This window comes from Chryseobacterium sp. CS2K3 (assembly GCF_059515185.1).
The window spans coordinates 40,931-55,266 of sequence record NZ_JCAKRW010000013.1 but is presented as its reverse complement, the minus strand read 5'-3'; the positions used below and the strand labels follow the sequence as shown (position 1 = coordinate 55,266).

9 protein-coding genes are annotated in these 14,336 nt (G+C 35.3%); 7 read left to right on the top strand and 2 right to left on the bottom strand.

What is annotated here, in order from left to right; genetic code table 11:
- The first annotated feature begins 112 nt into the window (after nt 1-112).
- The gene (locus tag AC5YGG_RS18535; protein WP_496145918.1) at nt 113-817 is read left to right on the top strand and encodes a class I SAM-dependent methyltransferase; all 705 of its coding nucleotides are present in this window, start codon (nt 113-115) and stop codon (nt 815-817) included.
- Here the strand turns inward: AC5YGG_RS18535 and AC5YGG_RS18530 are convergent.
- Nucleotides 790-1,455, bottom strand: a complete 666-nt coding sequence (locus AC5YGG_RS18530) for a VIT1/CCC1 transporter family protein (protein ID WP_496145917.1) — start codon at nt 1,453-1,455, stop codon at nt 790-792. The two genes, AC5YGG_RS18535 and AC5YGG_RS18530, sit on opposite strands and share 28 nt — an antisense overlap.
- A gap of 169 nt (nt 1,456-1,624) precedes the next feature.
- Nucleotides 1,625-3,661: a methionine--tRNA ligase gene (gene metG / locus AC5YGG_RS18525; protein WP_496145916.1), complete on the bottom strand. Its 2,037-nt coding sequence runs from the start codon at nt 3,659-3,661 to the stop codon at nt 1,625-1,627.
- Nucleotides 3,662-3,992: 331 nt separating this feature from the next.
- Here metG and AC5YGG_RS18520 point away from each other — a divergent pair, with 331 nt between their 5' ends.
- From AC5YGG_RS18520 to AC5YGG_RS18495, 6 genes are all read left to right on the top strand, one after another.
- Nucleotides 3,993-6,872: a SusC/RagA family TonB-linked outer membrane protein gene (locus AC5YGG_RS18520; protein WP_496145915.1), complete on the top strand. Its 2,880-nt coding sequence runs from the start codon at nt 3,993-3,995 to the stop codon at nt 6,870-6,872.
- Between the two features lie 12 nt (nt 6,873-6,884).
- Nucleotides 6,885-8,438 (top strand): RagB/SusD family nutrient uptake outer membrane protein, encoded by a 1,554-nt coding sequence (locus tag AC5YGG_RS18515; RefSeq protein ID WP_496145914.1) that lies wholly within the window; start codon nt 6,885-6,887, stop codon nt 8,436-8,438.
- A gap of 17 nt (nt 8,439-8,455) precedes the next feature.
- Nucleotides 8,456-9,523 (top strand): SusE domain-containing protein, encoded by a 1,068-nt coding sequence (locus AC5YGG_RS18510; RefSeq protein ID WP_496145913.1) that lies wholly within the window; start codon nt 8,456-8,458, stop codon nt 9,521-9,523.
- Between the two features lie 75 nt (nt 9,524-9,598).
- A complete protein-coding gene (locus AC5YGG_RS18505; protein WP_496145912.1) occupies nt 9,599-11,755 on the top strand; it encodes a glycoside hydrolase family 97 protein in 2,157 nt (718 codons plus the stop codon).
- 177 nt (nt 11,756-11,932) lie between these two features.
- Entirely contained in the window at nt 11,933-13,792 is a 1,860-nt protein-coding gene (locus AC5YGG_RS18500; RefSeq protein WP_496145911.1) for a glycoside hydrolase family 13 protein, read from the top strand.
- Between the two features lie 8 nt (nt 13,793-13,800).
- Nucleotides 13,801-14,322 carry a nuclear transport factor 2 family protein gene (locus AC5YGG_RS18495; RefSeq protein WP_496145910.1) on the top strand — a complete coding sequence of 174 codons (522 nt, stop codon included), beginning with the start codon at nt 13,801-13,803 and terminating at the stop codon, nt 14,320-14,322.
- Nucleotides 14,323-14,336 lie beyond the last annotated feature (14 nt).

Genomic DNA, 14,336 nt, shown 5'->3' with positions numbered 1-14,336 from the left:
TCCGGTTTCTATTATTCAGGAACCGGATTTTACTTTTGAAAGTTAAGATTTCTTTATGTACATCCTAAACCAAAACTTTGAACTTTATCCCTTGAAGCCGTATCTTTGCACTATGAAAGATTTAATGGGCAGAGCGATCTGGGATTACTATCATGATAATGATCCTGAAGACCTGCAAACTGAAACATCAATTTCTGAGCTGGATGAACTTCCTGTAGACTATTTATTCAGAGATTTTGAAGATATGATTGACATTGAGCAGAAAGCTTTGCAGCTATCCAGAGGTAAAGTATTGGATATTGGAGCTGGAGCCGGTTCTCATGCTTTATATCTTCAGGACCAAATGAATCTTGATGTTCTTGCTTTGGATATTTCACCGAAATCTATTGAAGTTTGTCAGTTGAGAGGAATCAAAAAGGCAATCTGTACCAACATTCTTGATTTTTCGGGAGAAACATTTGACACCATTTTATTACTGATGAATGGTACCGGAATTTTTGAAGGATTATCAAAAATAGATACCTACCTTCAAAAACTGGGAACTTTATTAAATGAAGGTGGACAGATTCTGATCGACAGCACAGATATTCTTTATATGTTTGACCGTGATAAAGATGGCGGAGTGTATATTCCTGCCGGTGGTTATTATGGAGAACTGGATTATATTGTTCATTATAAAGGTGAATCAGAAGCACCTATTACATGGCTGTATCTGGATTTTAATACGTTGAAGAATGCTGCTGTAAACAATGGATTTAAGATTGAAAAAGTAGTACAGGACGAAGATTCTTATTTAGCGAAACTAACTAAAATATAGCCGTCAAATAATCCCTGGTAATTAATGGTAATCAGAATGATCATGATTGCACAGATGATGATCGGGAAAATATACGAAGCTGCTCTGTAGGGCAGCTTTTTTGGTGTAAAAAGTACCCAAAATCCCAATAGGATCAATGCACCTGCTCCTGCAACAATAAATTCAGGACTTTTTCTAATGGTAAAAGAATCTTTTGAGCTTAGCATATAAATTAAAGAAATCAAAAAGCTCTGAATAAAAAGAAAAGCGAATCCAAAAACAATAGTGATGCCCGCGGCTAAATATTTTTTAAGATTAATAAAATTCAGCCCCAATAGAACTGCTCCCGGAATCGTTCCTAAAATAATACTGATGATAAATATAAGATCTCTTGGGAAAAGCCTGATAGCATTATGATCTTCTGTAATATGATCTTGCCACAATTCTTTCTCTTCTGAACGCTTCAGCTCTTCTGCCTCTTTTTTTCTTTGAATCAGTTGATAAACAGCTGTTTCTTCTTCCGTTGTGAATGTTCTTCCTCTTTCATTTAAGATTTCCAATGCGACCTGAACAGCTTCGGGAACAAAACGATTACCATCTTTTAAATATTTCTCTAATTCCGTATCAGAAAGCTTTCTTAAAACACTTTTATTAACCATAATATAACGACTGCAAATATAAATAATATTATTGTCCTTTTATTTTTACATCTGGAAATGTGCAGTATTCAATTTTGCGTCACCCAACAATAACAGAAAAGAAAATTGTTTGGCAATAGAAAAGGCTGCTTCATCTGAAACAGCCTTTTAATTTTTATATTAAAACATATTATCCGATCTCAATACCGTTTTCAACATTGCTGTCGTCCGGTGTTACGAAAGATAATTTTCCATCAGGTTTAGTCGTTAATAATAACATTCCCTGAGATTCAATTCCTCTGATCTTTCTTGGAGCAAGGTTTAATAAAATCATTACCTGCTTACCTACAACTTCTTCAGGAGTGAAGCTTTCTGCAATTCCTGAAACCACTGTTCTTACATCTACTCCTGTATCTACAGTAAGTTTCAGTAATTTATCAGCTTTTTCTACTTTTTCAGCTTCTAAAATCGTTGCTGTTCTAAGATCTATTTTCGTAAAATCATCAAAAGTGATTTCTTCTTTCATTGGGTTGGCGTTAGGGTTTGTTTTCTTATTGTTTTGCTTTGTGTCTTCCAGCTTTTGAATCTGAGCTTCTATTACATTGTCTTCAATTTTTGAGAAAAGAAGAGATGCCTCATTGATTTTGTGACCAGTTTCAATTAAAACAGATTGGTTTTCAACATCGTTCCAGCTTTTCGTCTGAACATTAAACATATTCAATAACTTTTCAGAACTGAAAGGCATGAATGGTTCACATAATTGAGCTAATGCAACTGCAATCTGTGCTCCAACAAATAAAGACTGTGCAGCTTTTTCCGGATTGTCTTTAATGGTTTTCCAAGGCTCTTCTGTCTGAAGATACTGGTTCCCAAATCTTGCAAGGTTCATCAGGGCTGATAAAGCATTTCTGAATTCATAATTATCAAGGAATCCAGCGATTTCTTTAGCAGCTTTGTTAATCTCTTTTAATTCAGGACTATTTACATCTCCCTGAGGAACAACACCATCATAATATTTATGAATAAGAACGGCAACTCTATTGATAAAGTTTCCGAAAATACCTACTAACTCAGAATTATTCTTCGTCTGGAAATCCTTCCAGGTAAAGTTATTATCCTTTGTTTCAGGAGCTGACGAAAGCAATGCGTATCTTAAAACATCCTGTTGTCCAGGGAAATCTTCTACATATTCGTGCGCCCAAACCGCCCAGTTTCTTGATGTTGAGATTTTATCATTCTCAAGGTTAAGGAATTCAAAAGCAGGAACGTTTTTAGGCATAATATAATTTCCGTGTGCCTTCATCATAGCCGGGAAAATAATACAGTGGAATACAATATTATCCTTTCCGATAAAATGTACCAGATCACTGTCTTCACTTTGCCAGTAATCTTTCCAGTCTTTTCCGTTCTTTTCTGCCCATTCTTTAGTGAAAGAAATATATCCGATAGGTGCATCAAACCAAACGTAAAGAACCTTTCCTTCTGCATTCGGAAGAGGAACCGGAACGCCCCAGTTCAGATCTCTGGTCATAGCACGTGGCTTCAGACCATCATTTAACCATGATTTAACCTGTCCGTATACATTAGGCTTCCAGTCATCTTTATGACCTTCAATGATCCATTCGTTTAAGAAGTCTTCGTATTCATTTAAAGGAAGATACCAGTTCTTTGTGTCTTTAAGGATAGGTACGTTTCCGCTAAGCATAGATTTCGGATTGATCAGTTCGGATGGTGATAGGGTAGAACCACATTTCTCACACTGGTCACCATAAGCATTTTCGTTACCGCAATTAGGACAGGTTCCTACAATATAACGGTCTGCAAGGAATTCTCCTGCCTGCTCATCAAAATATTGTTCAGAAACCTCTTCAGTGAATTTTCCTTTTTCATATAAAACTTTGAAGAAATCCTGACTTGTCTCATAATGCTTTGGAGAAGTCGTTCTTGAATATTCATCAAATGAAATTCCCAGGTCGGAAAAAGATTTTTTGATGATTCCGTGGTATTTGTCCACAATATCCTGTGGTGTAACTTCTTCTTTTTTAGCTCTTATAGTGATAGGGATACCATGTTCATCCGATCCACAGATAAACGCTACATCTTTTCCTAATCTTCTCTGAAATCTTGCGTAAACATCCGCAGGAATATAAACACCTGCCAAATGTCCTATATGAACCGGACCGTTTGCATAAGGCAAAGCTGCCGTAATCATCTTTCTGTTTGACATTTATAGTAAAGTTTTGACTGCAAAGATAAGGAATATCTCTTGAATACCGCTCTTTGTGGAGTTATTATGGTAAAAGTTCACCTTTTTTGTCCGCCAATATGAATTTAAGTTAAACAATTGTTTAACTTTTTATTAACTTGAAATAAATATTATGCATAGCATACTATCGTGTAAGATGTTGATGTGTAAAATTTTAACTAAAATCGGTTTCGTAATATACATAATTTTATTATAAATTATATTAAAATTATAATAATTCTAATTTTTTTTTAAATTGCGAATCTGGTACAACGCCAGAATAAGACTGAAACGAAACTATAAAAATAAGATTGTGAAGAATTTTACAACGGTATTAAAAATAGCGCCTGCTTTTTTACTGGCAAGTACAGTAATGCACGCGCAGACTAAAGACTCTATCACCAAGGAGAAGAAAATCGATGAAATTGTTTTGGTGGGGTTTGGTGCAAAAAAGAAAACAGATTTAACAGGTTCTGTTACTGCTGTTACGGAAAAAGATTTTAATAAAGGGGCTATTGTTTCTGCTGATCAGCTGATTCAAGGTAAAGCACCTGGAGTTAGAATTACAAGTGGAGGAGGTTCTCCGGACTCTGCACCCAATATCCGCATCCGTGGTGGCTCATCTTTAAGTGCGTCTAATAATCCATTAATTGTTATTGATGGAATTCCTTTAGATGGAACAAATCCTGCAGGAATTCAGAATCCATTAGCCCTTGTAAATCCTAATGATATTGAATCATTTTCAATATTGAAGGATGCTTCTGCTACTGCTATTTATGGTGCAAGAGCTTCCAATGGTGTTATCTTAATCAAAACCAAGTCAGGAGGAGGTCGATTAAAGATGAGTTTTAACACTAATGTTTCTGTTGGGCAGGTCACTAAATATATTGATGTAATGGACTCTGGTCAATATGTCGATTTTATTAAACAGTACTTTCCTAACGATGTGTGGAAACTTGGTGTAGGAGGAAATCCTTCCAATCCAACAACAATGGGTAAAATATATGATACCAATTGGCAGGATGTAGTTTACAGAAATTCTGTATCTACAGATAATAATTTCAGTGCATCAGGAAATTTATTCAAAGTGTTGCCTATCAGATTGTCTCTTGGCTATAACAGAACAGAGGGAGTGGTGAAGAATGATGATTTAGAAAGATATTCTGCAACTCTTCGTGTAACTCCAACTTTCTTTGATAAGCATTTAAAGATTGATATTAATGCAAAAGGCTACAGGATAGATAAAAAAACAGTGGACGCGGGAGCTGTCATTGGATCTGCTTTGTCTAGAAACCCTACACTTCCTGTCTATAGCAGAGATGTTTGGGGACAAGGAGGAGCTAATTATTTTGGTGGTTATTATCAGAATAATTATATCGCTAATGATGGAAGATATAATTTAACATATGATTCTAACCCACTTGGAATGTTAGATCAAAGACATCGTCCTGAAAATACATATCGTTTTCTTGGAAATATGGAAATTGATTATAAGTTTCATTTTTTACCTGATTTAAGAGCGGTTGTTAATTTGGGTATTGAATCATCAAGGACAAAAATTAGAGAAACATATGATCCGAACGCAAGAAATTCTGTGATTAACCTTGTGTATGGCTCTTTAAATGATGTAATATATAATCCTGGTTTAGCATATGGCGAAAATCAGTACACCAATAATAAAAATTTTGATGCCTATTTAGTTTATAATAGGAAGATTAATGATTTTTTTACTAATTTCTTGATTCAGGGAGGATATACTTATCAGGATTTTAGGTATGATGGTAACAAAGAGCAGTTTTATGCTGACCCTTCAGGAAGTGGGCTTCGAATACCTCAACCTAATAGGGCTAATCCTACTTATGGATATTTCAACCACTTAAATCTTCAATCATTTTTTGCAAGAACAAACGTAGATATTTTAAATAAATATTTATTTACAGCTTCGTTCAGGGCAGATGCATCATCATTGTTCAATGGATTCGATAATCAATGGGGATATTTTCCGTCCGCAGCATTTGCGTGGAAAATGCAAGAAGAATCATTCTTAAAAGATGTTGAGGCTGTAAAAGAATTAAAGCTAAGAATTGGTTGGGGTCAAACTGGGCAACAGGATATCACTCAAATTTCGGGTGGTTTTTATCCTTCGCGACCTTTATTCTCTTTAGGAGGAGAAAACTCTCAATACCTTCCTGGTTATAATATTTATTCTGCTCTAGGATTTAATAAAGATTTGAAATGGGAAACTACAACCAGTTGGAATATTGGGGTTGATTTTAGTTTATTTAAAGGAAATATACTTTCAGGAAGTCTTGACTTTTATGACAGGAAATCTACTGATTTATTATTAAAATCTCCAGTTCCTCCAGGACAAGGTCTTACGAATGAATTTGCGGCAAACGTTGGATCATTAAGAAACAGAGGTGTTGAATTAAATCTTAATGTAAATCCAATCAAAACAGAGACGTTTAACTGGAATATATTTGGTAATATGTCTTATAATAAGGGCGAAATACTTGAACTTGGATATTATGACAGAATTGCGGCAGGAGGGGATCTTCCTGTAGGAACAGGTGTTAAAATAGCTTACCATGTTGTAGGTCTTCAACCTAATTCGGCATGGATGTTTGAACAAGTATATGACTCCAATGGAAATCCAATTGCTGATACATTTGTAGATCGAAACGGTGATGGTAAAATTACTAATGAAGATCGTTATAATGCCCAGTTGGTTCCTAATTTTACTTTCGGATTTGGGACAACATTAAATTATAAAAAATGGGATCTTACTGCTAATTTCAGAGGACAGATTGGAGGGAAAGTTTATGATGGAAGGCATGTAGCACAAGGATTTGTTAATCAGGCAAAAACTTCTAATTCAGAACATTTGAGCAATTTGCTTGATTTCAATAATGGAAGATATTCATCTAACTTGATACAACCTACAGATAATATGTATTTTTCAGATTATTTTCTACATGATGCTTCATTCCTAAGGTTAGACAATGTTACATTAGGATATAATATTGAGAAAATCTTTGGAAATAAGGTTGATCTGAGAGTATATGGTTCCGTAAATAATGCTTTTATTATTACGAAATATAAAGGACAAGATCCTGAAAATTTTGGTGGAGTTGACAACAATTTCTATCCAAGACCGAGAATTTATACAGTAGGGTTCAATTTTAATTTTTAATCTGAGATAACAATGAAAAAGATAAAAATATATAGTTTAGTATTAATGGCAGGCTTGTTTTTTAGTGCCTGTACAAATGATTTGGAAACAGAGCCAAAGTTTGAGTTAACCTTGGAAGAGCTATTAGCCAGAGATCCTAATGCAGTAGAAGGTCTCTTATCTAGAATGTATTCTACATTTGCCTTATCAAGTGTAAGTGGTCCTAATGATTCAGATATTTCTGGTGCTAATGCAGGAGAATCACCTTTTATCAGAGGGCTTGTTAATCTTAATGATTTTACAGCTGATGGTATGAAGAATCGTTGGGGAGATAATGGTCTTGATCAATTGACAACAACAACAGGTTGGAATTCAAATAATAAGTTTTTCAAATATGTGTATGATAGAATTTATTATACAATTCCTCAAACAACAAACTTGATTGTGATTTTGAAAACTAAAGTTGATGTTGCAAATGAGGAGCAATATATAAGTGAATTAAGATTTTTAAGAGCCTTATCTTATTATTATTTAATAGACTTCTTTGGTAAAGGACCATTGGTGGATGATAATACATTTTCAACAACAACACCCCTTCCAGAAGCTACAAGAGCAGAACTTTTTAATTTTGTTGAATCAGAATTGAAGGATATTGAAGGTAAAATTGCTCCATCTAATACGTATGGAAGGGCTAACCAAGCTGTAGTTCAGATGCTTCTGGCAAAGCTTTATTTAAATGCCGAAGTATATACGGGAACTGCAAGATATACAGATGCAGCTACCTATGCATCTAAAGTAATTGCAAGTGGTAAGTATCAGCTGGAAGGTAACTTTGCGAAGAATTTCAGAGCAGATAATAATACTTCTAAAGAAATTATTTTTCCACTTATTGCTGATGCTACTTCTTCTCAGAGTTATGGTAATACTACTTACATCGTAAATGGTAACTTAAACTCAACAACCATGAATCTTGCAGCTTATGGAGCTACAGAAGGATGGGGTGGTCATAGAGCAACAAAAGCATGGTATGGTCTTTTTGCTTCCAATGCTGCCAGCCTCGCTACTAGTAACGATGTCAGATCAAAATTGTTCTGGATGACAGGTCATAATTATGAAATGAATGATTACAAAGAATGGACAGATGGCTATCCTTCAATTAAATTTACTAATAAAAATACAGATGGATCGGGAAGTGTAACTTCTTTCTCATCAACTGATTTTCCGTTATTTAGATTAGCAGATACTTATCTTATTTATGCAGAATGTGCTCTTAGAGGAGCTTCTACAGCAACTGTACCTCAGGCACTTAATTATGTTAATTTAATTCGTACAAGAGCAAATGCAGATGTTTTGACAAATATTTCGCTTCAAACAATTCTTGACGAACGTGGACGTGAGCTTGGTTTGGAAGGTGTAAGAAGACAGGATCTTATAAGATACGGTAAATTTACTGGTGGATCTTATTTATGGCCTTGGAAAGGAGGATTAGTAAATGGAACTTCTATTTCTGATAATTATAAGGTATTCCCTGTTCCTATGTCAGCCTTACAGGCAAACCCGAATTTGACTCAAAATACTGGTTACTAATCTAAAGTTTGAAAGAAATGAAAAATATTTTTAAAATTATATTTTCATCACTACTATTGGCACTCGTTGTTTCATGTGAAGATGATGATAGAATCATGTTAAATGAAACGTCAGCTGCTACTTTAGCAGTTGATAATAATACTGTTATTCTAGATAATACAACACCCTTAGTTGATGCATTAAAGTTTAATTATACGCTTCCAGTATATAATCCATCTGTTGTACCCTCATATTTTATTGAGTTTAGTATAAAAGGAAATAATTTTGCGAAAACAGAAGTTTTAAGTGCTCCAAGTGATGTGAAAAGTGTTTCAATAACACATAAGGCATTGAATGATTTACTACTAAACTTAGGTGCAAAGCCAGGTGAAGCAACAAGCATAGATGTTAGATTTAAAAGTATGTTCAATGGACAGACTAGTTATTATTCTAATGTTTTAAATCTTACGATTACACCATTTGTAAGTTTGAAGAATCTTTATCTTGTGGGAGGAGCTACTGAATCCGGATGGGAAAATAATGCTCATAATGTACCATTATTTAGAGATCCTGTGAATGTAAATAAATTCTATTATACTGGATATTTTGCTGCTGATGGCTTCAAAATGCTTGAAAAACTAGGAGAATGGCACCCACAATGGGGGCTTACGGCAGGTAATATAACAGTAAGTAACCTTGATGGTACTAATGAGCCGGGAGCATTTACTGTTCCAACTGCAGGATATTATACATTTGTAATCGATATTAATGCAAAAACATATTCACTTAATCCTTATAATGTCACGTCAACTCCTTATGCAACTGTTGGTATTATTGGATCATCAACACCTGGAGGATGGGATAATGATGAGGATATGACAGCTTCGGCTTTGAACCCCCATATCTGGAGAATTGAAAATATTTCATTAACGCCAGGTGAAGCAAAATTCAGAGCTAATAATAATTGGGATGTAAATTGGGGTGGTGATACTCCTTTCTCAGGTACAGCATCAGTAGGTGGAAGTAATATTCCTGTAAATGAAGCTGGAAAATACGATGTATTCTTTAATGATCTAGACGGTAAATACGTATTCATTAAGAGATAAATTTAATCCATATACTCAGAGACTGCTGCCTGAGAGTAGCAGTCTCTTTTATTTTTAAGTTAATAAATAGTCATTATGAAGAAAATTACAGTTGGAGCCCTTTTGCTCTCAATGATGTTTACAGGTGTGAAAGCACAATCTTTAAAATCGCCGGACGGTAAATTTGAAATGAATTTCCAGTTGAAAGACGGAGTTCCTTTCTATAACCTTAAATACAACGGTGCGGTGGTTGTAGAAGATTCAAAATTAGGATTGAGATTATTTAAAGACACAGCCATTAAATTTGCTTCTGAAATTGCCAAGCCAGAAGATGCAAAATACGACCTTAACAACGGTTTTGCGAAGGTAGATGAAAAAAGAGACTCCAAAAACGAAACATGGCAGCCGGTTCTTGGAGAAAAGAAAAATTATATCAATAACTACAATGAATTGGCGGTAACGCTGAACCAGACTTCTACAGACAGAAGTATTGTATTGAAATTCAGACTCTTCAATGATGGTCTTGGTTTCAGATATGAATTTCCACAACAAAAAAATCTTAATTATTTCGTAATCAGAGAAGAAGATTCTGAAATCGATTTCCCAACCGATATGAAAGCTTGGTGGATTGTAGCAGATTATGATTCTCAGGAATATCAATATCAGGAAACAAAAGTTTCTGAAATTCCGGCAAAATGGGATAAAGCTTATGACGCAAATGCCTCTCAGACATTGGTGAAAAATGCGGTTCAGTCTCCATTGATGCTTAAAAAAGAAGGAAAAACTCCTTTATACATTAACGTTGCAGAAGCAGCAGTATTAGATTATCCGGCTTCTCACTTAGAAGTTGATGCTCAGAATTTCAAGTTTAAAACGCATTTAACAGCTGACAGACAAGGAGCAAAAGGATATATCCAGACTCCATCAGTTACCCCTTGGAGAACCATTATTGTAGCGCCAAAAGCAGAAGAGGTAATGGATTCTAAAATGATCTTTAACCTTAACGAGCCTACAAAATACAAGGACACATCTTACATTCACCCTACAAAATACATGGGAGTTTGGTGGGAAATGATCATTGGAAAATCTCAGTGGGCATATTCTACAGCTGAAAACGTTCATTTGGATAAAACAGACTTTACAAAGCTTACTCCAAACGGAAAACATGCAGCGAACAACACTAAAGTAAAAGAATATATCGATTTTGCAGCAGAAAACGGATTCCAGGGATTATTGATTGAAGGTTGGAACATAGGTTGGGAAGACTGGTTCGGTCACTCTAAAGAATATGTTTTTGATTTCGTAACACCTTACCCGGATTTTGATATCAAAATGTTGAACGAATACGCTCATTCAAAAGGAATTAAGCTGATCATGCACCACGAAACTTCAGGTTCAGCAACGAACTATGAAAGATGGGCAGATAAAGCTTTCCAAACGATGAACAAATACGGTTATGATGCTGTGAAAACAGGATATGTAGGAGATATCATCCCAAGAGGAGAGCATCACTATTCTCAATGGACGATCAACCATTATTATAGAATTGCTGAAAAAGCAAACGAGTATAAGATCATGGTAAACTCTCACGAATCTGTACGTCCTACAGGAGAAAGCCGTACTTACCCGAACTATATTTCAGCAGAAGCAGCTCGTGGAACAGAATATGAAGCATTCGGAGGGAATAAGCCTGATCATCAGACCGTACTTCCGTTTACAAGATGGATGGGAGGTTCTATGGATTACACACCGGGAATTTTCCAGACAAAGTTAGATTATTATTTCCCTGGAGATCAGCGTTTCGTAAAAACCACATTAGCAAAACAATTAGCATTATATGTGACGATGTACATGCCGCTTCAGATGGCAGCTGACCTACCTGAAAACTATAAGAAGCACATGGATGCCTTCCAGTTTATCAAGGATGTAGCAGCAGACTGGGATGATACAAAAATCTTATCCGCAGAGCCAGGAGATTATGTGATCACAGCAAGAAAAGCAAAAGGTACAGAAAACTGGTTTGTAGGAGGTATTACCGATGAAAACAAACGTGAGTATACTGTAGATTTCTCATTCCTAGATAAAGGAAAGAAATATGAAGCAACAATCTACGAAGATGGGAAAGATGCAGATTATATCGACAACCCTCAAAGCTATAATATCTACAAAAAAGAGATTACAAGCAAATCCAAAATTAATTTTAAAATGGTAAGAAGTGGCGGTTTCGCAATTTCAATTAAACCGGTAAAATAATTTGTAAAATAACAATGAAATGCCTCGATTTTGTCGGGGCATTTTTCTTTTATGGATACCATGTCAAATTGCCCGTCGTTTTTGTGAATTATTCTTTGAATTATTTTAAAATAAAACATAAAAAATCCACATTTTTAGGGTTATATATGAAAATTTAATGCTAAATTGAACATTAATATGAAGACACTATACGCAGCATTAGCCCTTTCCGTAGCTTCTGCCGCTTTTTCCCAAAAAACATTGGAAAAAGTAGAACCGGCTTTCTGGTGGAAAGGAATGAAAAATCCTGAACTTCAGATCCTTGTTTACGGAAAAGGAATCGCCAATAATGAAATTACCCTTTCAGACGGGATACAGATAAAAGACATCCAAAAGGTAGAAAATCCCAACTATGTTTTTATCACCGTCAATACCAATGAGATCAGCGTTCCGAAGTTTCAAATCAATATTAAAAAAGGCAATAAAGCCCTTGGAACTTACACTTATGAGTTGAAACAAAGAAATTCCGGCTCCGCAGATCGTGAATCATTCACCTCAAAAGACGTAATGTACCTGATCATGCCTGATCGCTTTGCCAATGGTGATGAAAAGAATGACTCTACATCAGATCTTACTGAAAAAGCAGATCGTAATTTACCCAACGGAAGACATGGAGGAGACTTAAAAGGAATTCTCAATCATCTGGATTATATTCAAAATCTCGGAGCAACTTCTGTATGGTTAACTCCTGTAAATGAGGATAATGAAAAGGTGTATTCTTACCACGGCTATGCCCAGACAGACCTTTATAAAATAGATTCCAGATACGGAACCAACGAAGATTATAAAACCCTTTCTCAGGAATTAAATAAAAGAAACATGAAACTGGTGATGGATTACGTGACCAATCATTGGGGTGTTTCTCATTGGATGATCAAGGATTTACCTACAAAAGACTGGATTCATTGGTTTAAAGAAGGAGAAAACGGTTTTACAAGATCGAATTACAAAACATCAACACAATTTGATCCCAATGCCTCAGATATAGATAAAAAACTTGCGCTTGACGGATGGTTTGATAAAACAATGCCGGATATCAATCAAAAGAACCCATTGGTTTTAAAATATCTTACCCAAAATGCAATCTGGTGGATAGAATATGCCGAATTGGGAGGGTTCCGTGTAGATACGTATCCTTATAACGACAAAGAGGCAATGGCAAAATGGGCAAAGGCAATTACCGATGAATATCCTAAATTTAATATCGTAGGAGAAACATGGCTGTATACTGCAGGGCAGATTTCCGCCTGGCAGAAAAATTCCAAAACAGGAGAAGCCGCAGGATATAATTCAAATCTGCCGTCTGTGATGGATTTCATGCTCTTTGGTGATATGCCGAATGCATTTAAAGAAAAACAGGATTGGAATAAAGGAATAATAAAGCTTTACGACTCTTTTAGCAGCGATTTCCTTTATCCTGATATCAATAACGTTATGGTTTTCTTTGAAAATCATGATACCGAAAGATGGAATGAAATTTTCAACGAAGATCCCAATGCTTACAAAATGGGGCTGACTTTAATTTCAACAGTTCGCGGAATTCCTCAGATTTACTACGGCTCAGAAATAGGCATGCGTGGAGATAAACAAAAAGGAGGAGATGCCGATATCCGAAGAGATTTTCCCGGAGGCTGGAAATCTGATAAGCAAAATGCTTTTAACCCGTCAGAACAAACTCCGAAACAAAAAGAATTTTTCCAGTTTACTCAGAAATTACTGAACTGGAGAAAAGGAAAAGACGTAATTCATACCGGTAAAACCAAAAATTTTGTCCCTAAAGATGATGTTTTTACCTATTTCAGATATAATGATAAAGAAAGCGTAATGGTGATCATTAACAATAATTCAAAAGATCAGACCGTTGATTTGAAATATTTTGAAGAATCTCTGAAAGGATTTACCAAAGGGAAGGAGATTATTTCAGGAAAACAATTATCATTACAGAAAAATATAACAATTCCGGCAAAGACTCCGTTTATCATAGAACTTGAAAAATAATATTACCTATGAAAAAAACAATAACTGCTTATACACTCATCCTGTTTCTATTAGGCTTTTCGATAGTTTCAGCACAATCAGGCAAAACATTTGAAAAAGAGAAATCAGAAATCAGCACCATGCTTGACAACTTCAATGTAGCTGCTGCAAAAGCTGATTATAATGCTTACTTCAACTATTTTGCTGATGAATCTACGTTTATCGGAACAGATGCCACAGAAATCTGGAATAAAAGAGAATTTATGGTCTGGGCAAAACCGCACTTTGATAAAAAAAGAACCTGGAATTTTACCGCTCTTAAAAGAAATATCTATTTCAGCAAAGATGGAAAACTGGCGTGGTTTGATGAATTATTAGACACTCAGATGAAAATTTGCAGAGGTTCAGGTGTTGTAGAAAAAATTAATGGCAGCTGGAAAGTAAAACAATATGTTCTTTCTATGACCGTTCCTAACGACGTAGTAGATAAAGTGGTAGCTGAAAAAACAGCGCTGGAAGATGTTTTGATCCAACAGTTAAAAACAAAATAATATCCCAAAGACAG

Bases quoted from the DNA above. Each gene is read 5' to 3' on its own strand.
- AC5YGG_RS18535 (WP_496145918.1), top strand. From the start codon at position 113: ATGAAAGATTTAATGGGCAGAGCGATCTGGGATTACTATCATGATAAT.
- AC5YGG_RS18530 (WP_496145917.1), bottom strand. From the start codon at position 1,455: ATGGTTAATAAAAGTGTTTTAAGAAAGCTTTCTGATACGGAATTAGAG.
- metG (WP_496145916.1), bottom strand. From the start codon at position 3,661: ATGTCAAACAGAAAGATGATTACGGCAGCTTTGCCTTATGCAAACGGT.
- AC5YGG_RS18515 (WP_496145914.1), top strand. From the start codon at position 6,885: ATGAAAAAGATAAAAATATATAGTTTAGTATTAATGGCAGGCTTGTTT.
- AC5YGG_RS18510 (WP_496145913.1), top strand. From the start codon at position 8,456: ATGAAAAATATTTTTAAAATTATATTTTCATCACTACTATTGGCACTC.
- AC5YGG_RS18505 (WP_496145912.1), top strand. From the start codon at position 9,599: ATGAAGAAAATTACAGTTGGAGCCCTTTTGCTCTCAATGATGTTTACA.
- AC5YGG_RS18500 (WP_496145911.1), top strand. From the start codon at position 11,933: ATGAAGACACTATACGCAGCATTAGCCCTTTCCGTAGCTTCTGCCGCT.
- AC5YGG_RS18495 (WP_496145910.1), top strand. From the start codon at position 13,801: ATGAAAAAAACAATAACTGCTTATACACTCATCCTGTTTCTATTAGGC.